Consider the following 22,945-nt stretch of genomic DNA (forward strand, 5'->3'; position numbering starts at 1 on the left):
TTTTTGCATTGTGAATGCAATATCCAAACCAGAACTGCGGTAAAGCGGTGCGAATTACCGGGTTCTCTGCACAGGCGTGGGGCGGATCGCCCAAATGTGAGCTATGCCCTTAGGAAGCGCTCCAGAAGCGGGCTTTGACGGAACGTAAGTCTGCGGCGATGTGCGTGATCATGGCGCGTCACGCACAAAGTGGATGCACTAGGCATTAATTATGCGCCATTTTGGTGCGATGCGATGGTTTAGTTTTTTACGCTGGGACGATGAATGGTGAACTGTACTGGAGCTGCGCTCTGAACGACCCCTGAATTATCAATGACATCAAGAGAAACGGAATGGGTTCCCCGATTGACGCCTTTCAGCTCAAGGAAATTATCCTTGGTTGTTCCAACAGGCGCTCCGTCCAGGGAAACGCGGTAGCTGTGGTTGGGATACAGGGTGGGATCTGATGTGAATAAGACCGTCAGGTCGCCATTGCCGGAATGAAAAGCGCTGTCATTGCTGGGAAAGGTGATGTTCAGCGTTGCGTAATAGCTTGACGGTGCAGGTTCCGGCTCATCGCCGCTACTAGGCGGGATCTCCGACATTTTAGGCATAGTTATCGTTGCGGTTGGGCCGACCTCGACCTTCTCCGCACCTTCTCTCTCCTGGTCTGAATATTCCACATTGCCTTGTGCGTCAACCCAGCGATAGATTTCAGCACAGACCAAACCTGAGTAAGAAGAAAAAAGCGCAGAAGAAAGAAGGATATAAGCGAACCGAGATTTCATAACTTCAACCCAATTGACCAGTTACTTGAACTGTAGCAGAAGCGGAACCAAAAAAAACCCCGCAGAGCGCGGGGTTTTCGAGTCTGTCGTAGTTAACTACGCAGCGGATTATACAGAGTAGTACATCTCGAATTCGACCGGGTGAGTGGTCATGTCCAGACGCTCTACTTCTTTACGCTTCAACTCAATGTAAGCTTCGATCATGTCTTTAGTGAAGACGTCGCCTTTAGTCAGGAACTCGAAGTCTTTTTCTGCGTAATCCAGCGCCTGTGATAGAGAGCTACAAACAGTTGGGATGTTCATTGCTTCTTCTTTTGGCAGATCGTACAGATCCTTGTCCATAGCGTCGCCAGGGTGGATCTTGTTCTGGATGCCGTCCAGGCCCGCCATCAACATGGCTGCGAACGCCAAGTAAGGGTTAGCGGATGGGTCTGGGAAGCGAACTTCGATCCGGCGCGCTTTCGGGTTAGTCACGAAAGGAATACGGATGGACGCAGAACGGTTACGTGCGGAGTAAGCCAGCATAACCGGCGCTTCAAAACCAGGAACCAGACGCTTGTATGCGTTGGTTGAAGGGTTAGTGAAAGCGTTCAGTACACGAGCGTGCTTGATGATGCCGCCGATATAGTACAAAGCCACGTCGCTCAGGCCTGCATAGCCGTCGCCAGAGAAGATGTTTTTGCCGTCTTTTGACAGAGACTGGTGACAATGCATGCCAGAACCGTTGTCGCCAACCAAAGGCTTGGGCATAAAGGTTGCGGTCTTGCCGTAAGCATGCGCTACGTTGTGTACGCAGTACTTCAGAATTTGCACTTCGTCCGCTTTGCGGGTCAGAGTATTGGCGCCGACGCCGATTTCACACTGACCTGCAGTGCCCACTTCGTGGTGATGCACTTCGATAGTTAAGCCCATGGATTCCATCGCTGCGCACATCGCGCCGCGCAGGTCATGCAGTGAGTCGACCGGAGGTACAGGGAAGTAGCCGCCTTTTACGCCAGGACGGTGACCAACGTTGTTTTTCTCAAAGTCGTCGCCAGATACCCAAGCGGCTTCTTCAGAGTAGATTTCATACATGGCCCCGTTGATATCGGATTTCCATTTTACGCTGTCGAAAATGAAGAACTCAGGCTCTGGCCCAAACAATACTGTGTCCGCAATGCCTGTAGACTTCAGGTACTCTTCCGCGCGCTGGGCGATAGAGCGTGGGTCGCGATTGTAACCCTGCATGGTGGTGGGTTCGATGATGTTACAGGTCAGATTCAGAGTGGTTTCTTCTGTGAACGGGTCGATAACCGCTGTTTCATCGTCCGCCAGCAGGATCATGTCTGATTCGTTGATGCCTTTCCAACCAGCGATGGAGGAACCGTCAAACATTTTGCCTTCTTGAAAGAATTCCGGAGAGATTTCGCTAGCTGGGATAGTTACGTGCTGCTCTTTACCCTTGGTGTCGGTAAAGCGCATGTCAACCCATTTAACTTCGTGCTCTTTAATAAGATTCAGAGTTTTCTCTGACATTCCAGTTACTCCGTAAGATTTTATTTATGTTGAGGTGAAACCGAAACACTGCAGTAGTGTATCCTCGCCACCATGAAACAGACCCGTGGAGGGGAGAGCGTTCCGGGAAGTCTAACGAGCGCAAAAATACTATCACGCCTCATGGTCAGTTGCTTCTGGTTTTCCTGATTAGCAATTTATTTGCCAAGAGATTTTTGACTTATAACAAATTGTTTTTAAAAGGGTTTGTGAAAGCCCGTTCGTAATAGCCCGATCAAGTCACCCATGGCGTTGCACCGAATTGGTGCGTAAGGGTAAGCTCTCGGGCGCTTTTGGTGCGTCGTGCACCATTTTGGTATCAGGCTAAGGATAGATAAATTTTCGGGAGGGTGTATAAAGATGTATAAAAAAGATTCAGGCGTCAGCTATAATGTCGCGCCCTCAGCCCATGACTGTTTATTTTGCAGGTGTTTTTTGTGATCGAGAAATTAAGAAATATTGCTATCATTGCCCACGTTGACCACGGTAAAACCACACTGGTCGACAAACTCCTTCAGCAGTCGGGCACTTTAGGCCGCAAGGACATGGACGCTGAACGCGTTATGGACTCCAATGATCAGGAACGTGAACGCGGCATTACTATATTGGCGAAAAATACCGCCATCAAGTGGAATGATTACCGAATTAATATCGTAGATACACCTGGACACGCTGACTTCGGCGGCGAAGTTGAACGTGTTCTATCTATGGTGGACTCTGTTCTCCTGCTCGTTGATGCAGTTGACGGCCCGATGCCGCAAACTCGTTTCGTTACTCAAAAAGCCTTTGCTCGTGGGCTGAAGCCTATTGTTGTCGTCAATAAAGTGGATCGCCCTGGCGCTCGCCCTGATTGGGTTGTCGGTGAAGTGATGGATCTTTTTGACCGCCTGGGCGCGACAGAAGAGCAGCTGGATTTCCCTGTTATTTACGCTTCTGCGTTGAATGGCATTGCAGGGCTTGAGCCAGATGCGTTGCAACAAGACATGACGCCTTTGTTTGAAATGGTAGTTGATAAGGTGCCTGCGCCGTCTGTCGATGTTAATGGCCCCTTCCAAATGCAGATCAGCGCCCTCGATTACAATAGCTACGTTGGCGTAATCGGAATCGGACGCGTTTCGCGCGGTAAAGTAAAAACCAATACGCCTGTTGTCGTGGTTGATCGCGATGGCGGCAAACGTAATGGTCGCGTATTGACAGTAATGGGCTATCACGGCCTGCAGCGTGTGGATGTGCCTGAAGCGGAAGCTGGGGACATTATCTGTATTACAGGTCTGGATGAGCTGAATATCTCCGATACGTTATGTAGCCCTGAGCGCCCAGAAGCGCTGCCGGCGTTGATCGTGGACGAGCCGACAGTCAGCATGACATTTCAGGTTAACGACTCTCCATTCGCTGGTAAAGAAGGCAAGTACGTCACCAGTAGAAATATCAAGGAGCGTTTGGAGAAAGAGTTGCTGTACAACGTAGCGTTGCGTGTAGAGCAAGGCGACACTCCTGATAAATTCATCGTATCCGGTCGCGGCGAGTTGCATTTGTCCGTATTGATCGAAACCATGCGTCGCGAAGGCTTTGAATTAGGCGTTTCCCGTCCAGAAGTTATTGTGAGAGAAATTGACGGGCAGAAAGTTGAGCCTTACGAGCAGGTTATCATCGACGTGGAAGATGAACACCAGGGATCAATCATGGAGGTAATGGGCCTGCGCCGCGGTGAGCTGGTTAACATGATTCCAGATGGGAAAGGACGCACACGTCTAGAATTTGTTGTACCTTCTCGCGGCCTGATCGGCTTCCGTTCTCAGTTCCTCACCATGACCTCGGGCACGGGCATTCTGACCCACATCTTTGATCATTATGGTCCTGTGAAAGAAGGCGTGAACGTCGAGCGTAACAATGGCGTTCTTATCTCCAACGTAGCGGGTAAAGTATTGGCGTACGCGCTGTTTAACCTGCAGGATCGTGGTCGTTTGTTCGTAGACCCCAACATCGAAGTCTACGAAGGCATGATTATCGGTTTACATAGCAGAGATAACGATTTGGTTGTTAATCCAACCAAAGCCAAGCAGCTGACCAATATTCGCGCAGCAGGTACGGACGAAAATATCCTTCTGACTCCGCCGATTCGTTTTTCTCTGGAGCAGGCGTTAGAGTTTGTCGAAGACGATGAGCTGGTTGAAGTGACGCCTAGCAACATCAGGATTCGCAAGAAGTTGCTGAAAGAGCATGAGCGTAAGCGCGCTGACCGTGCTAAGGACTAAAATCCAAAAGTAGTTGGATAAAGTGATCTAGAAAGTTTTCGGCTTTTCCGCAGAGTGCTATAGTTCTTTCGAGTTAAAGGACAATGCTGGAAAAGCCGAATGCTCACCTTATACCCAGAACTAAAGCCCCATAAAGAACACTTCCTTCCCGTAGATAACCTTCACACAATTTATATTGAGGAGTCCGGCAATAAAGACGGGCTGCCAGTATTGTTTGTGCACGATGGGCCAGGATATGGCTCAGACCCTTTCTGCCGACGTCTGCTGGACTCTGAGCGCTTTCGCATCATCATGATAGACCAGAGAGGTTGCGGAAAATCCACTCCACTGGCTGAGACTGCTCATAACCGTCCTGATATTCTTATCCAAGATATTGAGCGGGTGAGGCAGCACCTGAGTATTGATAAATGGATGCTGGTTGGGATGGGATGGGGCGGCTTTTTGTCGCAGCAATATGCCGACGCCCACCCCGAGGCTGTATTGGGAGTGGTGATTTCGGGTTTCTTTGTTGCCGATGAGGCGGGCATCTCATGGATGCTGGCGGAAGGCGCACCCAGAATGTTTCCTGATATTTGGCACGAAGTGATGAAGGATTGTCCGCGGGAAAACGTTGTGGAAGTGCTTAGTTATTTCTCAAAGTATCTGAATGGATCGAATGAGCTGCTTCAGATACAGGCCGCAAAACAGTGGGCCGCATGGGTGGCGAAGATCTCCACCCTTCATCCTTGTCAGGACTTGGTGGATAGACTGACTCATCCTCATCAGGCTATTGCCTTGGCGAAATTAGGCTGCAAGTTCTATCAGGAGCTAAGCGACAGACCTGCAAGCTCAAATTCTCATTTCAAAGACATCCCGGGCATCATTGTTCATGGTCGCTATGACGCCATTTCTCCATTGGCGAGAGCATTTGATTTGCACCAAAACTGGGCGGGAAGCGACTTGTACATCATCCGGGACGCCGGCCACTCAGTGAGAGATCCCGCAATGGTTGATGCGCTGATCAAATCTATCGGCTCTATGGCAGATAGGATTGGTGGCGTATCAAAACTTAATGGCTAGTCCTATTGACAGTTAAGTAATAGGCAGTTTTAATGCCGCAAATGTTTAAAAAGGCTGTAACAGTTCCTTAAGAATTAAGCGCGAGCGTAATAAATGATCGGATTGATTCAACGCGTTGCGCATGCTTCAGTGAAAGCAGGTGGAGAGATAACTGGCTCAATCGGCGAAGGTATTCTCGTTTTGTTGGCGGTTGAACCAAATGACACCGAGCGTTCAGCGGAAAGACTGTTAGATAGAATCGTAGGCTACCGCATTTTTGCTGATGCGAATGGCAAAATGAATCTAAGCCTTAAAGATATAGGCGGGGAATTATTGGTTGTATCGCAGTTCACGTTGGCGGCGGATACAAAAAAAGGAATGAGGCCAAGTTTTTCTTCCGCAGCTTCGCCTGAATTAGGCGAGAGGCTTTATGACTATTTTGTTGATAAGGCGTCAAAAGTAGTAAGTAAAGTTCAGACGGGCCGGTTTGGCGCAGACATGGAGGTGGCGCTTGCCAATGTCGGACCAACAACTTTTTCGTTGCGTGTTGAGTAAAAGGATATTGAAATTTACGGAGCTTATGCTCGAAGCTTGTACTGCAAAAACCGAGAGATTGGGGTGTTGTTGAGTTTCGGAAATCCACTATGGGATGCATGGCCCAATAATATATTTCCTTTGTTATAGTACTGGTGCGCTTTTATGTACGTTTGTTTAGGCAGAGAAAGCTGCATCAATATCAGGCCGTTAAGGTGAGTGTAATTCTACTGGTTTAACTGCTTGATTATAAAAAGTTTTGATTTTTTTTAGGGGAAGCTCCCTTAGCCTCTGTAAGGCTAAAAAGTAGAATTTTTGTTACAAAAAAAAATGCCATACAGGCACTTTTTGGTTGCAAAAACGACAACGTTGTATTACATATGGTTATTAATTTTCTTGTTTAGGAAAGTTATATAACCCGTTGTTTGTAAGGATTTTTTGCCTCTCTGCAAAAGAGCTGTCAAGGTTTTGATGGTAAGTTGTTGATAGAGTGGGAATTTAAGCCTTTTTGGCTGACCTTCAGTGAAGAAATGTAGACCTCTGTGAAGAGGCCTGATTTGCGAAAATCTATCAACATTTAAGAACTGATGGGGTGCGGCGAAAAAGGAGGCTTTGATATAGACAAAACATCGGATTGAAAAATGTCATTAAGTTGACATAATCACGAACTATAAATTGGCGAAAATTTTTTTGCCTAAATAAAGAAAAATGTGGCTTTTAACCATCAATCTTCGAAAGAAGTTGATTTAACACACAAAAGGAAGACGAAATGAAAAAGACTTTGATCGCTTCAGCTGTTGCCGCTGCAACGATTTCTTCTACCACTTTTGCGATGGATCCAGCTTCTGAGCTGGCTGCGCGTCTGGACTCTATGCCTACCGTTTACGGAAACATCCAGCTAGTTCAGTCTTATGTGAATGTTGACAACGGCTCTACAGAGTCAAGCAATACTGATTTTGCTGACAATGGTTCTACTATTGGTTTCAAACATAAGCATGAGATCATGCCAGGCGTTGAAGGCTTTTTGAAAGCAGAGTTTGATTTCAATGCTGATGACAAGAAGAATCCTCAAACTAATACAGGTACTGATACAAACTCTTTTGAGCTAGATGAGGCATATATCGGCGCAAAAGGTGATTTCGGTACAGTTTTAGTTGGTTCCGAAGATACTGTTTACGAGTGGGTTGACCAGATCGATTTGTTCGAGTCAGTTGGTGTTGCTGGTGATGTTGCAGGTATGGCTGAAGGCGATACCCTTCACTACTACTCACCAAGCTTCAGTGGCTTTACCGTTGGCGCTACTAAGTCTCTAGAAGGTGGTTCCACTTACACGGCTTCTCTTGCCGCCAAGTACGAGATGGAAGGCCTGCAGGTCGTATTGGGTTATGCTATTAACGATTTGGACAATGGCGAAGACGTAATCGGTTTGTCTGGCTCATACAAATTCGGAGACTTCAAAGTCATCGGCCAGTATGAAACTCAAGACAAAAATCAAGATTTTTGGGCGTTAGGTGGTGTGTATACCATGGGGGCAACTCAGTTTGCTGTTGCATATGGCATGCGCGATTACGAGAGTGATGCTGAAGATACTGAAATCACTCTTCAGGCTCTGCACAACTTGTCTGACAACATGTATGTATATGTAGAATACGATTTGTTGACAGAGGAGCCTGCTGGTGGTGGTAAAGACACCGATACTGATACTTTCAATGTTGGCGCAACCTACGCGTTCTAATAAACACTGAAAGTTATGTTTAGAAAAACCGGCTCTAAGAGCCGGTTTTTTTTTGCCTAAAAACTATAGAAAAGGGTTTGCTGAAAAATATATGAAAGAAATCGAACTCAAGCTTTCTTTTCCTCGAAAGCTGTCAGCGAAAGTATATTCTGAGCTTTCGGCTCTTTGGGGGAAACCAGTCTCATCCTCAGTTCTACAGAATACCTATTACGATACTCCAGATTTTGCTATGCAGCGCTCAACGACTGCCTTAAGGTTGCGGGATCTCGGAGATGCGTGGGAGCAAACTTTGAAGGGGGGAGGTAAGGGAATAGCTGGCTTGCATGTTCGTGACGAGTGGAACTGGCGATTGCCAGATAATAAGTTGGATATTGCGAAACTTTCAGAGATAGAACTGGTCAAAGGTATAGAGTTAGAGAGGGTGGGGCCTGTCTTTGAAACCAATTTTGAGCGTACCAAATGGATGGTAGAGGTTGGCTCCAGCGTATTTGAGTTGGCTTTAGATATTGGTGAGATTCGCGGTGCGGGTGGAGTTAAGCCGATATCCGAGATTGAAATTGAGCTCAAAGAAGGCGATGTGTCTTGCGTTATGGTGGTGGCGGATAGAATAGCTAAGCAAGTACCTTGTTGGTTGAGCAAGAAAAGTAAGGCGGCCCGTGGATACAGTCTTGCGGGAATAGCTGCGGCTAAGCGGGAGCACGATCCTGAACGCTCGATAAGTGTGCTGCTCGATGAGTTAATTGATGACTTGGCGTGCTATATGGAAGCTATAGCCGACGGTGATGGTACGAATTGGTATAAATACGTTGAATGTATCGCTGGGATAAATTCACTGCTGACTTTAAGTGGCTCCAAGAGAAGCTCGGTGGGGCTGGATGTTGAAGTTGAAATAGAGTCTTTATTTCATTGGATGTGTAGAAAAGAAGGGAGTGATTTTTCTAAATATGTACTTAACTCTAAAGCACCTGGCTTGATAGGTTTGGAAGTGCTGAGGAGGGAGCTAACGAACTAATTATGCTCTCAGCGGGAGGGGGTATGCTTTCCAACTTTAGGTCTATTTGTTTCTTATGTATTGGGCTGACTGCATTTTGTCTGTCTGCAGCAAGCGCCAAGGAGCCGGACTGGTCGACATACTCTGAACTGCTACAGCAATATGTTAAACCTGGTCACAAAGAATATATGGATGCAAACTTTGTAGACTATGGCGCATTAAAAGAAAATGAGAAGTTCACCAAGCTAGTTGAGCAGGTTGCAACCTTTCCTTTGTCTGACCTTGAAACTCCTGAAGAACGAATGGCCTTTTACTTAAATGGCTATAACATTCTTGCCATCAAAATGGTTGTCGATAATTGGCCAATTGTTAAGCTCAAATCGTTAGGCTCTTTCTTTAAGCCCGTTTGGACATTCGATGCGGGGGTATTGTGTGGAGAGAAGATGACTTTGCGCTATTTGGAGCATGAGATTCTTCGTAAAATGGGAGATCCTAGGGTTCATATGGCGCTTAATTGCGCATCTATGAGTTGCCCAGACTTGCGTATCGAGCCTTATACTGCGATTAATCTCAATGAGCAGTTGGAAGAACAATCAATAAAATACTTAACGCAGGATAATAAGGGGATACTAATGGAGAATGGTGTTATCCACTTGTCCAGTATATTTGGTTGGTTTGAGGATGATTTTGCAGTTGTAGGCGGGATTGAGGCATTTGTTCGTAAATACCGGCAAGACCTGCCAGCGGATATTAAGTTCTCAGCGGATTTACCGTACAACTGGAATGTTAACGCTACTTTGAATCGTTCAGAGTTGAAACGGGCGATGGCAAAAAGCGATTGGTAGTTTATTAAACGTCAGATTGTCGCACATTGAAGCGTTAGCCGTGATTCTTATCGTGCTATCCTGAGCAAAAGAGATTTTGGTCAGGGGAGCACAGACTAATGGCTGCGCCAAGCGAGCTTAATTTATATCCGTCAGCAATTCATTCAACGATTCAGAAGTATTGGGAGGAGTTTGCTGATTTGCCTACCGAGATATTCGGCGCGTTTTCTCCTTTCTATCCCAATATTCTTCGTGCTTTTGCAGTTAGTGACTTCCTCGCATTAATCATTCTTAGAGAGCCTGAGCTGGTTCTCAGTTTCTTGCAGTCTTCGCAGTACCAAAAAGATTATCAGTTTGTCGATTTCCGAGCGTTATTGGCCCAAGAGTTGTCCGAGGCTCACAAAGAGGATGACTTGCTTCGAATATTGAGGCAGTTTCGTCGACGAATGATGTTTCGAGTTATATGGCGAGATTTGGTGTGCTTAGTGGATTATCAAGTCACGGCCCGTGAAGTCTCATGGCTTGCGGAAACTTGTATCGATGAGGCTTTGAGTTGGATTTATCGTGATTTAAGTCAGCAGTTTGGTGAGCCTCATTCTGTGGCGGGCGATAAACAGCAGCTGGTCATTCTCGCTATGGGGAAATTGGGGGCGAGCGAGCTCAATGTGTCATCAGATATTGATCTGATCTTTACTTTTCCTGAGAGAGGGGAGACTCAAGGTGCTCCGCGCTCTTTAGATAATCAGGCGTTTTTCACTCGATTAGGGCAGAGGTTAATACAGGCGTTAGATAAAACAACGGCTGATGGCTTTGTGTTTAGGGTTGATATGAGGTTGAGGCCCTATGGGCAGAGCGGCGCTCTGGCTCTCAGTTTTGCGGCTATGGAGGCCTATTATCAGGAGCAAGGTCGGGATTGGGAGCGCTATGCGATGATCAAAGCTCGGGCCGTTGCCGGCGACATTGAAGCCGGAGAAGAGCTGCTAACCTCCCTTAAGCCGTTCGTTTATCGCAAATATATCGACTTTGGCGCAGTACAGGCGCTGAGGGCGATGAAGGAGATGATTGAAAGGGAAGTTCAGCGTAAGGGGCAGGATGGCAATATCAAGGTGGGTAGAGGGGGCATCAGAGAGATTGAGTTTATCGTTCAGGTGTTTCAGCTAATGCGCGGCGGCAGAGATGTCAGGCTACAGCAGCGGAATTTTTTGTCGACGCTTGAGTGTCTTGAAGATGAAGGACTTTTACCTGTCGCCGCGGCTGCGGAATTACGGGAAGCCTATATTTTTCTGCGTAATATTGAGCACGCTATTCAGGGGCTTGATGATAAGCAGACCCAAGAGATACCGACTGATGAAGTAGAGAGAGAGCGGGTGGCGGTGGCAATGGGCTTCCCGGGTTGGGGGGAATGCCGGGCTCAGCTGGACAAGCTCAGAGACTGCGTAACAGAGCATTTCGCCGACATTATTGCTGAGCGCAGGGAGGCTCCTTTAGAGCGTCCAGATACGGTCGAGTGGCGGGCTCTTTGGGCTGGCCGATTAACTCTGGATGAGGCGCAAGATCTATTGTCTCGGTCTGGATGTGAACAGGCGATAGAAATCTATGAGTCAGTAAAACAGCTCCGCCAGAGCTCCAGAGTGCAGCACATGCAGTTGCAGGGAAGGGAGCGTTTAGATGAGTTTATGCCTAATCTGCTTCAGTCTTTGGCAGAAAGCAGGGCTTCGCACGAAACGTGCAGACGACTCCTGGCTTTAGTCGAGGCAGTTTTGCGGAGAAGCGCTTATTTGGCGCTATTGAATGAGAACCCAGGTGCGCTGAGCGAACTTATTCGATTGTTTGCAGAGTGTGCCTGGATCTCGACACAAATTGTAACTACTCCCTTGCTGCTGGATGAGTTATTACATACCGGTAGTCTTTACACTCCGCCTGATACCTCTTCGCTGCGTGATGAACTCCGTCAGCAAATGCTGCGCATTCCCAATGATGGTCTGGAAGAGCAAATGGAGGCGTTGAGGTACTTCAAAAAGGCTCACGTGTTACGGGTGGCTGCCTCCGATCTGCGTGAGACTCTTCCCCTTATGAAGGTGAGTGATTACCTGACTTTCATCGCTGAAACCATTGTTGAGCAGGTGGTGGATGAGGCCTGGGAAACTATGGTGAAGAAATACGGCGAGCCAGGCTACGAAGACGCTGCGCCAAATGATATGCGATTTGCAGTTATCGGTTATGGAAAGCTTGGCGGAATTGAAATGAGTTACGGTTCGGACTTGGATCTAGTGTTTCTGCATGGCGCTTCAGGAGATTTAAGTACGAATGGTGAAACCAGTATCGCCAATCAAGTCTTTTTTACCCGCCTTGGGCAGAGAATTATCCATCTACTAACGACGAAAACCGCTTCTGGAGATATATATGAAGTGGATATGCGTCTGAGACCTTCTGGAAACTCGGGATTGCTGGTCAGCTCTGTCAGCGCATTTCAGCAATACCAGGAGAAAAGTGCGTGGACATGGGAGCACCAGGCTTTAGTCCGATCGAGAGCGGTAGCTGGGTGTCCCAGTATTCGCGCAGAGTTTGAGAAGGTAAGGAAAGACATTCTTACGCAATCTCGCGACCCAGTAAAATTACGCGCAGAAGTGATAGAAATGAGAGAGAAAATGGGAGCCTCTCTCGGAACCAAGCCGGACTCTTCAGGAAGCCTGCCTTATTTCGATCTCAAGCATGATAGGGGCGGTATCGTTGATATTGAATTTATGGTTCAATATGCAGCTTTGCGCTGGGCGAATGAGTACCCTCAAATTGTTGTCTGGAGCGATAACATCAGGATACTGGAAGCCTTGGGTGAGGCCGGTATTTTCACTCCTGAAGACGCGGAAATGCTTTGCGATATATATCGTCTGCTCCGCGCCCGCGGGCACCGGCTAGCGCTGCAGAATCTTCCCGCGCGGATACAGGCTCACGAACTGCTGGAAGAGCGTCGTTGGGTTGTGGCGTTTTGGGAAAAAGTATTTGCGGAGTGACTTGGTTCCTCTTCTATTAATCATTACTCTTCCGACGTTAAAGTCGGGTTACAGTTTAAGAATGTGTGGCTTTGGGCCCCGAAGGAGTTGACTGCTATGTCCATGGCTGATCGTGACGGTTTGATCTGGTTCGACGGCAAAATGACGCCTTGGCGTGACGCCAATGTGCATGTGTTAACACATACGCTGCATTACGGCATGGGCGTGTTTGAAGGCGTTCGCGCATACCAGACTCCTGAAGGCGCGGCGATTTTTCGTTTGCAGGAACATACCGACAGGTTGTTTGACTCCGCTCATATCATGAACATGAAGCTGCCTTTCACTAAGGATGAGCTTAATGAGGCGCAGCGTCAGGCAGTGCGTGACAACAATCTGAACTCCGCTTATATGCGGCCCATGGCGTTCTACGGTTCTGAAGGCATGGGACTGCGCGCCAATAATCTGAGCGTGCATGTGATCGTCGCCGCCTGGGAATGGGGCGCGTACTTGGGAGAAGAATCGCTGCAAAAAGGCATCAAGGTACGGACCAGCTCTTATACCCGTCACCATGTAAACATTTCTATGACCCGCGCTAAAGCGAACGGCCACTACATCAACTCTATGCTTGCCTTGAACGAAGCGCTGGCGTGCGGATGTGACGAGGCGCTACTGCTTGATCCAGAAGGTTATGTGGCGGAAGGTTCCGGTGAAAATATCTTTGTCATCCGTGATGGCGTTATTTACACGCCAGAGTTGACCTCTTGCCTCAACGGCATCACTCGTAACACGATTTTTCATCTGGCGGAGCATTTGGGCTATAAGCTGGTGGAGAAGCGTATCACTCGCGACGAAGTCTATATTGCCGATGAAGCGTTTTTCACTGGCACTGCGGCGGAGGTTACGCCGATTAGAGAGCTGGATGGGCGTCCAATTGGCGCTGGTCAGCGTGGGCCGATTACTGAAAGACTGCAGTCTTTGTACTTCGACGTAGTCAAAGGACGTAACGAAGAGTTCAAGCACTGGCTGACGCCCGTCGCCTAAGTTTTAGTTCATTTCCATGTAAGAGGCGCCAGCCCTTGAATATTCTTATTATCGGGCCCTCTTGGGTTGGCGATATGGTGATGGCGCAAAGCCTGTTTAAAGTGCTTGTGCGCCTCTACCCAAATGCCCAGATAGATGTCCTTGCTCCAGGCTGGAGTCGCCCAATCCTTGAGGCTATGCCAGAAGTGAGAGATGCCATCGATATGCCGGTGGATCACGGCAAGTTGATGCTTAAGGCGCGACGTGAACTGGCTGTGTCATTAAAGGCGAAAGATTACGCGTGGTCCATCGTTCTTCCTAACTCATTGAAATCCGCATTAATTCCCTGGTTTTCAAGCATACCAAGGCGCACTGGTTGGCGGGGAGAAATGCGTTATGGTCTGTTAAATGACATTCGCAAGCTTGATAAAGAGCAACTTCCGCTTATGGTCGAGCGCTTTGTGGCGCTTGCCTATGATAACGGGGAAGCTGACTTAAGCCGTATACCCAACCCAGAATTGAAGCCCAATGCGCAGCTTACCGCGGATGTATGCGCTAAATACGCAGTAGATGCTGATGGAGCGCCTGTTTTGGGGCTATGTCCCGGCGCTGAGTTTGGCGCCGCCAAGCAGTGGCCTGCTGAGCATTATGCCGCCGTTGCGCGTCACTATCTGCAAAAAGGGTGGCGCGTCTGGCTGTTTGGCTCCACCAATGACAAGCCCGTTTGCGAAGAAATAGCGACGGCCTCTGGCTCTGTTGGCGTTATGAACTTTGCTGGCTTGACGACTCTGCAGGAAGCCGTCGCGCTATTGTCTCTAACCTCTCGCGTCGTTAGTAACGATTCAGGTCTGATGCATGTTGCTGCGGCGTTGGGGAGTCCATTGGTCGCTGTTTACGGTTCCACTTCTCCAGACTTTACGCCGCCGCTAACAGAGCACAAGCAAATCGTGCGCTTGGGGCTGGACTGCAGTCCCTGTTTTGAGCGAACTTGCCCTTTGGGACATTACAACTGCCTGAAACAGTTGCCTGCGCAACAGGTCATTTCTGCGCTGGATAAGCTGCCTTGTGGTTCCGACAGTCAGGGAGTTGCGCCCATTGCCTAAAGTTCTATTGGTGAAAATGTCTTCCTTGGGAGACGTCGTGCATACGCTGCCTGCCGTTACAGAGGCTGCGATGAACGTGCCCGGCTTACAATTGGACTGGGTGGTTGAGGAAGCGTTCGCTGAAATCCCTACATGGCATCCCGCTGTGAACAAGGTCATCCCTGTAGCGTTGAGGCGTTGGCGTAAAAATCCCTATGAAGCATTGAGATCTGGCGAGTGGGCGAGTTTTGGCGAAAAGCTTAAATCAGAGTACGATCTTGTTATTGATGCTCAAGGTTTGTTGAAAAGCGCCTTTATCGCTAAAAAAGTTGGCGCAGAAATTGTTGGATACGATCGCACATCTGTAAGAGAGCCTCTTGCCAGCGTTTTCTATCATCGGTGCTACTCTGTCGCCAGGCAAATGCATGCGGTAGAAAGGACTCGTGAGTTGTTCGCGCAGGGGCTCGGTTATGCAAAAGGTGGGGCGCCGGATTATGGGCTCAAGATAGAAGCGGCCGAACCTGAAGAAACGGCGCCAACGGTTATGTTTCTTCATGGCACGACATGGCGTACTAAGCACTGGCCTGAATCTTTCTGGGGTGATCTGGCTCTGCGGTGCAGGCAAGCTGGTTTTGATGTGTGGGCCGCATGGGGGAACGAAGAAGAAAGACTGCGGGCGGAACGCCTGGAAGTTTCCGCTGGCGTGCGGGTATTGCCGCGAATGCCGTTAAAGGGGGTCGCGGAGCACATCGCCAGGGCCCAAGCTATTGTCACCGTGGATACCGGGCTGGGCCATTTGGCGGCGGCGCTGGCTAAACCGACAATTGCCTTGTATGGGCCAACTAATCCCTTCCTCACTGGAATATACGGTGCGCAACAAACTTCACTTAGTTCAAGTTACCACTGCGCGCCTTGTATGCGAAAGCACTGTCGATATGAAGTCTTGGGTGAAAAATTTGACTATCCTCCATGTTGGAATGAACTCTCTCCCGAAGTGATTTGGGAGCGTTTACGTCAAATAGTGCCTTCGGCAGAAGCCAGTATGATGAGAAAAAGTTAGTAAGCTATGGTTCCTGAAAGCAGCCCCTTCGTGAGCACCTTGAAAAAAGTTGACCCTTTTGTTTGGGTCTTTCTCCTAGGATTTATGCTGAGGTTGAATGCTTTTTTCCGTGCTGACATATTTAACTCAGATGGAGTTTTATATATCGAGGAGGCTCAAAACGTTTTTTATAATGGTGTCGAGTATCTAGGGGTTTGTTTTCACGCCACTAATATTTTTCCCCTCTTGATTGCTGCGATGTATAAGGTCGTAGGCGACTGGGAGTTAGCAGGACGCTTGATTTCTCTCTTTTTTGGCACACTGGCAATGCTACCCCTTTATGGTGTGTTAAAGCATGCATTACCTAAGAATGTTGCCTTGCTAACACTGCTTCTTTTTGCTTGTAATCCTGCTTTTGTTGTTCTTAGTGTGGATATTCTGCGTGGACCAGGGTACTGGTTCTTTTTATCCTTGGCCATCTACTTCATCTTGAGAGCAGAAAAGTCAGCTAATTATTGGATATATCCCCTGGCGTGCATGCTTTTTATGGTCGCTGCTTCGTTTCGAATAGAAGCAGCGGCATTTATTGCCGGAACGATGATTTTTCTGGGAGCCAGAAGGGAGGTAAGGGAAGGCGTTGCTCGCTGTGTTATGTTTCTCCTCCCAATAATAGTGGCTATGTTTGCGCTCCTGTTAAGTGAGTGGCTTTTAAATAGGCAGCTTGTTTCTTTTCCCAAACAATATGAGCGTGTCGTTGAGCTTATCTCAGGGTATAAGCAACTTAGGCAAGACCTTAAAGGGCTCTGGACTCACCCGCCTGAGGGCTTTCATTTTCAATATTACTGGCGAGATATGTCGACAATTGTAGGCTGGACTGCGCTAGGGGTAGAGCTTAATTGGCTGGCGAAAGCGATGTTTGAGCCTGTCGCGGTATTTTTCATCGCGGGCTTAGGTCCGGTTTTTCGGAAAGCGAGAGTGAACCTCTCTATTCGTTATTTATTGGTATTAAGCATTGTCGCCTTTGTGGTTCTTTTCCTTCAAACCATAACTGCCTGGTGGCTAGACTCTCGCATGATGGCTCTACTGTTGATACCTGGTTATGTGATTATCGCTATGGGGCTCATGAGCGTTAGCAATGCATTTAAGGAATGGTTTGCTCTGAAAGGCAAGATCGTTTTTTTTATATTATTAGGCTGTGTAGTCCTTGGGGCTGTAGTAAAGCTATTGAAGCACAGAGAGTCTGATAAGTATCTGCTAAAAGAAATAGGCGCCTATATTTTGCATGACTATCATGGTGCAGGTGGCTTTATACGAGTTGGTGGATCATCAGAGTATATGATGTTTATCAGTTATTACGCTAATTCTGAAATAAAAACAGGGCAGTGCTCTCATGTGGAGAGAACATGGGAGGTTAAGGGGGAGGCATCTCATGTGCTCAAGATCATAGATGAGAAAGAGTATGATTATTTTGTTTGGAACTCCCGCTATGATAATGAAAATCTTAAAACAAGCTTGGATGAGAAATATAAAGTCATTAATGAGTGGGATACCATGCTTGATGGAACTGTGCGTGTGTATAAGGTGCAATAAAGTGATTCGGGTCGCATGTCTGCAAAGTAACGTATAGTTGACTTCTCATCTATGTAGGAGAAAGTGTGGTGCACAATAGAAAGAAAATCCTGGTCGTAGGCTATAATATAAAAGGACTGGGTGGCAAAGAGACTGTTTGCAAAAAATTTTATGACCTCCTTTCTGTTGACTCTAAAGTCGAGTTCGTTTTTATTGATGACTATAAGCAAGGGGTTGGAGAAGTTAACGATGAGTGGCTGGGCGATGCCAGTTATACTCGTATAACTTCAAAAGTCTCTAATACCAAGGTTCGTCGTATTAGCTTTGCAGCAAAGATAGCTATTCTAATCAGAAATAAATGTCCCGATATTATCGTGGCGATAGATCCGCTTAGCTGCTATGTATCGCATATGGCCAGAGCCTTCTCCTTTCGAAGGCCTGTGTTGTACTCATGGATTCACCTTTCTCTCGATGCGTTATACAAGTCTAAATATGTTGCTCGCGCTGATTTCCACTTGGCGATTAGTAGCGGTATTGTTAAACAATTAATCGATATGGGAGTATCTGAAAACCGGATTTCTCTAATCTATAACTCGGTAGCGAGAGCAGGAAGTTTTATTCCCAGGCCAAGAGATGTGGTGAGATTTCTTTATGTGGGGCGGCTATGCGAGAAAGATAAAAAAATTAGCGAGATGCTGAAGGCCTTGTCCTCTCTTTCAGGAGAATGGGAACTGTATGTTTTAGGCTCAGGCCCCGATGAAGAGGCTTTAAAGAAGCTGGCGGTGGAGTTGCAAATTAGCCAAAACGTAACTTGGGTTGGCTGGAAGGCGCAGCCATGGAATTACGTGCGTGAAAACATTAAAGAAGTTAGCGCTCTACTGTTGACATCACGGGTTGAGGGGTTTGGTATGTCCTTGGCTGAAGCTATGTCGTATGGTGTATATTGTATAAGCTCTGACTGCAAGTATGGTCCATCTGATATCATAAGACCGCCTATCAACGGCGTGCTTTATCCTCCTGGCCGAGAAGATATACTTACTGAGCGCTTGCAAGCGATTGTTGATGGTGAGCAAGTTCCTGATGGAGAAAAAATTCGAGACTCAATTGAGCATTTATATGACGATAGCTATTTGGCTAGGATAAAGGCCGCTTTCAAAATATAATGTTGCCACTAAACATTCTGTGAGGCGGAGATGAACGTAAACTCATCTTGTAAGTTGTCAATAATTATAACCGCGCATAATATTGAAAATGAGATTATTAAATGCCTTGAAAGCATCAAGCAGCTCTTGCAAGGTGTTTCTGATGTGTGTGAAGTTATGATGATTGATGACGCCTCCTCAGACCGTACCTCGCACATTATGAAGGAGTTCTCTAATGATAACGCCAGCTTTGAGTATCTAAGAACGGAATATGGAAATATTGGAAAGGTTCGGCGCTATGCGTTAAGTAAGGCCCGTGGCGAATATATAACTTTTGTTGACGGAGATGATTTTGTCCCCCTCTTTTCTCTCAAAGAAATGATTAACTTTTTTGACAAGAAAAAGCCGGACATCTTACTCTCAAAATTACACGAGGTGTGGAAGGAAAGTGATCAGGTGACTTCCTCTCCCCTGACGACGCCTATGAATCTGAGCAGGAAGGAGGCAATTAAGCGCTTCCTGATTCACAAACAATTTAAAGCCCATTTATGGGGGAAATACTTTAATCGCAGGCTTTTTAAATCGTTCGAATTTCCTGAAATGGCATGTTACGAGGATTCAATGGCTTTTCCCTATTTGTTATCCGATAGCGAGAATCTTTATTACACGGATGCCGTACTGTACAACTATGTTAGAAGGGAAGGCAGTCTTTCTAACGAGCTTGATTCGGTAAAATTAGATGCTATGGCTGACGTGATATTGACTATGAGTCGCGTCTTTGGTGACGGCTTCAGAAACCTTACTGCTTGTCATGCTATTGATTTACTACATAAATACAAGGACAGGCTTGCTGAGGAAAAACGGCGTCAGCTTTCTCAAATGGTGGAGGGCCTGTCCACTCTGTCTTTCCTGCTGGACTTCAGCGTTAGAACAAGCTTTAAGCGTAAGTTTATTACGTACAAGAAGAGTGGGGCCGCATAGTTTATTCGGAGTTTTAGGGAAAACTACGCGCAGACTTTTTTATAGATTTCTAACATACCGTCCATCATTTTCTCAAAAGTCATTTCTTCCATGGCATGCTGGTATGCATTCTTCCTTAAAGTTGTCGCTAACTTGCTATCTGTTAGTAGTTTAATTGCCGCTTCTGCTAAGGCTTCTGGATTTTGTGGGGGGCAAAGTAAGCCTGTATTGTTGTGGGAGATCATTTCCGGTAAGCCTCCAACGGTTGTAGCTATCATGCTGTTTTCCATTAAGAAGGCTTGAGATACTAGGCGGGTTTGCGCTTCCGTACCAATTGAGCAGATCATGACAATGTCACTAAACGCCTGGTAGTTTTCAATGTCAGATTTATAGCCTATAAACTTGATCCGATCTTTAAAATTTGATTTCTCCCAGTGCTCCTTGACCTGGCTTTCGTATGCTTTAGTATCCGCTGTGGCGCTACCTAGCTGTATAAACGTCACACTAGGAAGCTGCTCAGCTATAATCTCGCATGCTTTTACGAAGAATAGTTGTCCTTTGTCCTCTCGAATCATCCCAATGTTTGATACCACTTTGTGGTCCGAAGGTATCCCCAGGCTTGCCTTGAGCGCTGAGCCATCAATATTGGCGTGGTAACGGTTATGGTCTACACCAGCTTTTGCTGTATAAACTTTGCTGGCAGGAGCGAGTTCAAGCTGGATGATCTGTTCGTTTATCTTATTGGCGGTAGTGATAATCTGATGATTACCGTATTTCCAAATCAGCCGATGGAGGAGGTCGTGTTTTATTGGGGTAGTGACATGGCGCGAGCGAACTACTTTCACATTGGTCAGCCATTTGGCGAACATTGCATAGGATGCGTCTCGATTGCTATGAGCATCGATTAGCTCAATTTTATTTTGATTGATAAAGCGGATTAGCTTTCTTATGACTTTAGGATTCGCGGAGCCGCGAAAGTCTATTTCGGTATTAGGAATGCCTCTTTTTTCTGCCTCCATCAGGATCGCAGATTGAGGGCGCGCGACAATCCAGCAGTGATGTCCATTGGCATTTAACCATTGAGTTTGCTCTATTACTCGTAGCTCCTGTCCGCCCCAATTTAAGCTACTTTCCAAGTGTGCAATGTTCAAAATTTGATCCCGCTGAATTAATAAGACTAGTTAACGAGCGTTAACCGGAGGGCGGTCAGTATATCGTGAAATAGTGAGAACCTCGAAATGGGAAATCGCCCAATGATAACTAAGGTAATCGTGTACTATTGCTCTCTTAACTTGTACAGGTAATTGGATCATGCACAAACTGACAGCCACTATTATCACTCTGAATGAAGCTTCTCGCATTGCGCGTTGCATCGAAAGCGTCCAATTTGCTGATGAAGTGGTTGTTGTCGACTCGGGTAGCACTGATGACACTTGTCGGATCGCTCAAGAAATGGGGTGTCGCGTTATTACTCAAGAGTGGCTGGGGTACGGTGGGCAGAAGCAGTTTGCTGTTGATCTGGCGAGTAGTGATTGGGTGTTGTGTGTTGACGCCGACGAGGTAGTCACTAGCGAACTTGCTGCCTCTATTAAGCAAGTCATGCAAAGGCCTGATGCAGAGGCATACAGTTTTCCTCGCAGGAACTATTTTTTGGGGGAGCCTCTTCGTTATGGCGAGGGGTATCCAGACCGTAGCCTGCGGCTTTTCAATCGAAAGAAGGCAGGATGGACCCAAGACTTGGTGCACGAAGCTGTAAGGTGTGAAGGGCGGATCCAAAAGTTAGAAGGAGACTTAAACCATTTTTCCGAGGAGACAATCTCGCAATATTTAGCCAAGCAAAATAAGTATACGCAGATTCAGGCGGAAGATATGTTTCGACGAGGGAAGAAGGTCGGGCTTGGTAAAATTCTCGTTAGCCCTATAATTCGATTTTTTAAGTTCTATATTCTGCGTCGTGGCTTTCTAGATGGTATGCCGGGATTTGTGCATATTGTTATTGGTTGCATGAATAGCTTCATGAAGTATGTGAAGCTTTATGAGCTGAGTTCGAAGAACCGGGATTAAAATTTTTGCCCTGAGACCGCATGTAACACGCTCTTGAATCTGTCGAAATAAGTCTCAGGAGAGAATAGTGAGTGTGACCTGATGCGTGCTGCATGGCTCATTCTTGAATAGTCGGCTGTATTCAATATAAGTTCGCAAATTGCATTTGCCATGCTATCGGGGCTGACTGCTTTGGGTGGTCCTAGTTTATTGGCGGACGCATCAAAAATAATGGGTGGTAATCCTTGTATATTGCCGCCCATTTGTTGGTATTCTTCTAAGCCAAGGCTCACGGGAATTGTATAGCCTGTAATGTTGTTCTCTACTACGTCGGCAAGTCCATCTACGTCGGATGCAATGACTGGGCAGCCGAACGCCATAGCCTCTAGAGCCACGAGGCCAAAGGGCTCTCTAAGCGAAGGGCAGAGAAGGCAGTCAATATCTTGGTAGAACTGCTCAATTTGACTTTGTAATCCCAAGAAATTAACTGCACTTTCAATGCGCAGCTCTTTTGTAAGAGCTTTTAGTTGCTGTTCGTCTGGGCCAGCGCCAGCGATTGAAAGAATAACCGGGAAATTCTTGTCTAATAGTATCTTGAGTGCGTAAAGAGCCGTGGTGACGCCTTTGACGCTGACTAGCCTGCCTGCAAGTCCCAGCCTAAATGGAGAGTGCGGCAGTTTGTCGATACCTGCATGAGTAGATGAGAGCTTAAACTTATTGAGTAGAGGGTTGTGGATGACCACGGCGTTATCTTTCGAGTAGCTCCAGTTATACCGAATAACTTCCAAGGCGGCTTTTGAATTACAGATGACTCCATCTACCTTGGATAAAAAAGCGATGGCGGCTTTTTTGTCATCGCAGCGCCAGCCAGCCCCATGCTCATAATAGATAACTTTAGTGCTCGAAGGGCAAAGGCTCAGGTCGATTCCCTCAATTTTGTTCCAGACAACGAGTATTTCAGGGGCTATTTGGCTTAGCAGGCGTTTCAGGTTCCGGTGGCGTAAGAAACTTGGTTTTTTGGGGAGGCGTAAAGAGTGATAGTACTTGATGGAAAATACTTGCTCAGAATATGCGCTTACCTCCTCTGCGAGCTCCGCATGGATACGGGAACGATCATTAATCGTAATGTTCTGGAAGTCGCTATAGCTCATCCTTAGATAGTCGCAATAGAGTCTCTCTACGCCCCCTATTGTGTCAAGTGCGACCAAGTGAACAACTTTCATCCGCTTCGATGGCATGTCTATACGCTCCTGGCGGGACTCTGCATGTTCCCTTACTTATACTTAATAGTAGTAAGGTCATTTCCAAGATAATCCATGAGCCTCTAATTTAAGTAAAGAGAACATGGCCACACTTATAAGGTTAGCTTGGTGTGTCCTGTAAGCTTGGAGAATCTGCGTGAAGATGTATACGAACCCTATGA

At 47.0% G+C, this 22,945-nt stretch carries 18 protein-coding genes; 14 read left to right on the plus strand and 4 right to left on the minus strand.

Annotated features, from left to right (window positions below; all coding sequences use genetic code 11):
• Positions 1-239: 239 nt before the first annotated feature.
• The gene (locus tag ONV78_RS15525; protein ID WP_279504370.1) at positions 240-767 is read right to left on the minus strand and encodes a DUF4124 domain-containing protein; all 528 of its coding nucleotides are present in this window, start codon (positions 765-767) and stop codon (positions 240-242) included.
• Positions 768-875: 108 nt separating this feature from the next.
• A complete protein-coding gene (glnA, locus tag ONV78_RS15530; protein ID WP_216736528.1) occupies positions 876-2,282 on the minus strand; it encodes a glutamate--ammonia ligase in 1,407 nt (468 codons plus the stop codon).
• A 455-nt stretch (positions 2,283-2,737) separates the two neighbouring features.
• Between glnA and typA the strand changes: the two genes are divergently transcribed.
• The 13 genes from typA (at position 2,738) to ONV78_RS15595 (ending at position 19,500) form a co-directional block, all read left to right on the plus strand.
• A complete protein-coding gene (typA, locus tag ONV78_RS15535) occupies positions 2,738-4,555 on the plus strand; it encodes a translational GTPase TypA (protein WP_127968598.1) in 1,818 nt (605 codons plus the stop codon).
• A gap of 99 nt (positions 4,556-4,654) precedes the next feature.
• A complete protein-coding gene (gene pip / locus ONV78_RS15540; protein WP_279504373.1) occupies positions 4,655-5,614 on the plus strand; it encodes a prolyl aminopeptidase in 960 nt (319 codons plus the stop codon).
• A 93-nt stretch (positions 5,615-5,707) separates the two neighbouring features.
• Positions 5,708-6,148, plus strand: a complete 441-nt coding sequence (dtd, locus tag ONV78_RS15545; protein ID WP_279504375.1) for a D-aminoacyl-tRNA deacylase — start codon at positions 5,708-5,710, stop codon at positions 6,146-6,148.
• A gap of 748 nt (positions 6,149-6,896) precedes the next feature.
• Entirely contained in the window at positions 6,897-7,862 is a 966-nt protein-coding gene (locus ONV78_RS15550) for a porin (RefSeq protein ID WP_279504377.1), read from the plus strand.
• A gap of 52 nt (positions 7,863-7,914) precedes the next feature.
• A complete protein-coding gene (locus ONV78_RS15555; protein WP_279504378.1) occupies positions 7,915-8,874 on the plus strand; it encodes a CYTH domain-containing protein in 960 nt (319 codons plus the stop codon).
• A 23-nt stretch (positions 8,875-8,897) separates the two neighbouring features.
• Positions 8,898-9,698 (plus strand): DUF547 domain-containing protein, encoded by an 801-nt coding sequence (locus ONV78_RS15560; RefSeq protein WP_279504379.1) that lies wholly within the window; start codon positions 8,898-8,900, stop codon positions 9,696-9,698.
• A 98-nt stretch (positions 9,699-9,796) separates the two neighbouring features.
• Positions 9,797-12,688: a bifunctional [glutamate--ammonia ligase]-adenylyl-L-tyrosine phosphorylase/[glutamate--ammonia-ligase] adenylyltransferase gene (glnE, locus tag ONV78_RS15565; protein WP_279504381.1), complete on the plus strand. Its 2,892-nt coding sequence runs from the start codon at positions 9,797-9,799 to the stop codon at positions 12,686-12,688.
• 96 nt (positions 12,689-12,784) lie between these two features.
• Positions 12,785-13,708 (plus strand): branched-chain amino acid transaminase, encoded by a 924-nt coding sequence (locus ONV78_RS15570; RefSeq protein ID WP_216736534.1) that lies wholly within the window; start codon positions 12,785-12,787, stop codon positions 13,706-13,708.
• Between the two features lie 35 nt (positions 13,709-13,743).
• Positions 13,744-14,790: a lipopolysaccharide heptosyltransferase II gene (gene waaF / locus ONV78_RS15575; protein ID WP_279504383.1), complete on the plus strand. Its 1,047-nt coding sequence runs from the start codon at positions 13,744-13,746 to the stop codon at positions 14,788-14,790.
• Positions 14,783-15,829, plus strand: coding sequence for a lipopolysaccharide heptosyltransferase I (gene waaC, locus ONV78_RS15580; protein ID WP_279504384.1), 1,047 nt, complete (start codon positions 14,783-14,785; stop codon positions 15,827-15,829). Before waaF ends, waaC begins: the two co-directional genes overlap by 8 nt.
• Positions 15,830-15,859: 30 nt before the next feature.
• Positions 15,860-17,398 carry a glycosyltransferase family 39 protein gene (locus tag ONV78_RS15585; RefSeq protein WP_279504386.1) on the plus strand — a complete coding sequence of 513 codons (1,539 nt, stop codon included), beginning with the start codon at positions 15,860-15,862 and terminating at the stop codon, positions 17,396-17,398.
• A 68-nt stretch (positions 17,399-17,466) separates the two neighbouring features.
• Positions 17,467-18,540 (plus strand): glycosyltransferase, encoded by a 1,074-nt coding sequence (locus ONV78_RS15590; protein WP_279504387.1) that lies wholly within the window; start codon positions 17,467-17,469, stop codon positions 18,538-18,540.
• 30 nt (positions 18,541-18,570) lie between these two features.
• The gene (locus ONV78_RS15595) at positions 18,571-19,500 is read left to right on the plus strand and encodes a glycosyltransferase family 2 protein (protein ID WP_279504388.1); all 930 of its coding nucleotides are present in this window, start codon (positions 18,571-18,573) and stop codon (positions 19,498-19,500) included.
• A 23-nt stretch (positions 19,501-19,523) separates the two neighbouring features.
• Here the strand turns inward: ONV78_RS15595 and ONV78_RS15600 are convergent, their stop codons facing one another.
• Positions 19,524-20,630 (minus strand): glycosyltransferase family 4 protein, encoded by a 1,107-nt coding sequence (locus tag ONV78_RS15600; protein WP_279504390.1) that lies wholly within the window; start codon positions 20,628-20,630, stop codon positions 19,524-19,526.
• 160 nt (positions 20,631-20,790) lie between these two features.
• Between ONV78_RS15600 and ONV78_RS15605 the strand changes: the two genes are divergently transcribed.
• Positions 20,791-21,543, plus strand: a complete 753-nt coding sequence (locus ONV78_RS15605) for a glycosyltransferase family 2 protein (RefSeq protein WP_279504391.1) — start codon at positions 20,791-20,793, stop codon at positions 21,541-21,543.
• Here ONV78_RS15605 and ONV78_RS15610 read toward each other — a convergent pair.
• Positions 21,540-22,760, minus strand: a complete 1,221-nt coding sequence (locus ONV78_RS15610; protein WP_279504392.1) for a glycosyltransferase family 4 protein — start codon at positions 22,758-22,760, stop codon at positions 21,540-21,542. The genes ONV78_RS15605 and ONV78_RS15610 overlap by 4 nt on opposite strands.
• Between the last annotated feature and the right edge of the window lie 185 nt (positions 22,761-22,945).

The organism is Hahella sp. CR1 (assembly GCF_029813005.1).
In the GTDB taxonomy this organism is placed as follows: Bacteria; Pseudomonadota; Gammaproteobacteria; order Pseudomonadales; family Oleiphilaceae; genus Hahella.

Coding starts and splice junctions, on each gene's coding strand:
- dtd (WP_279504375.1), top strand. CDS start 5,708: ATGATCGGATTGATTCAACGCGTTGCGCATGCTTCAGTGAAAGCAGGT.
- ONV78_RS15595 (WP_279504388.1), top strand. CDS start 18,571: ATGAACGTAAACTCATCTTGTAAGTTGTCAATAATTATAACCGCGCAT.
- glnA (WP_216736528.1), bottom strand. CDS start 2,282: ATGTCAGAGAAAACTCTGAATCTTATTAAAGAGCACGAAGTTAAATGG.
- ONV78_RS15610 (WP_279504392.1), bottom strand. CDS start 22,760: ATGCCATCGAAGCGGATGAAAGTTGTTCACTTGGTCGCACTTGACACA.
- ONV78_RS15605 (WP_279504391.1), top strand. CDS start 20,791: ATGCACAAACTGACAGCCACTATTATCACTCTGAATGAAGCTTCTCGC.
- ONV78_RS15550 (WP_279504377.1), top strand. CDS start 6,897: ATGAAAAAGACTTTGATCGCTTCAGCTGTTGCCGCTGCAACGATTTCT.
- ONV78_RS15570 (WP_216736534.1), top strand. CDS start 12,785: ATGTCCATGGCTGATCGTGACGGTTTGATCTGGTTCGACGGCAAAATG.
- ONV78_RS15525 (WP_279504370.1), bottom strand. CDS start 767: ATGAAATCTCGGTTCGCTTATATCCTTCTTTCTTCTGCGCTTTTTTCT.
- glnE (WP_279504381.1), top strand. CDS start 9,797: ATGGCTGCGCCAAGCGAGCTTAATTTATATCCGTCAGCAATTCATTCA.
- pip (WP_279504373.1), top strand. CDS start 4,655: ATGCTCACCTTATACCCAGAACTAAAGCCCCATAAAGAACACTTCCTT.
- ONV78_RS15560 (WP_279504379.1), top strand. CDS start 8,898: ATGCTTTCCAACTTTAGGTCTATTTGTTTCTTATGTATTGGGCTGACT.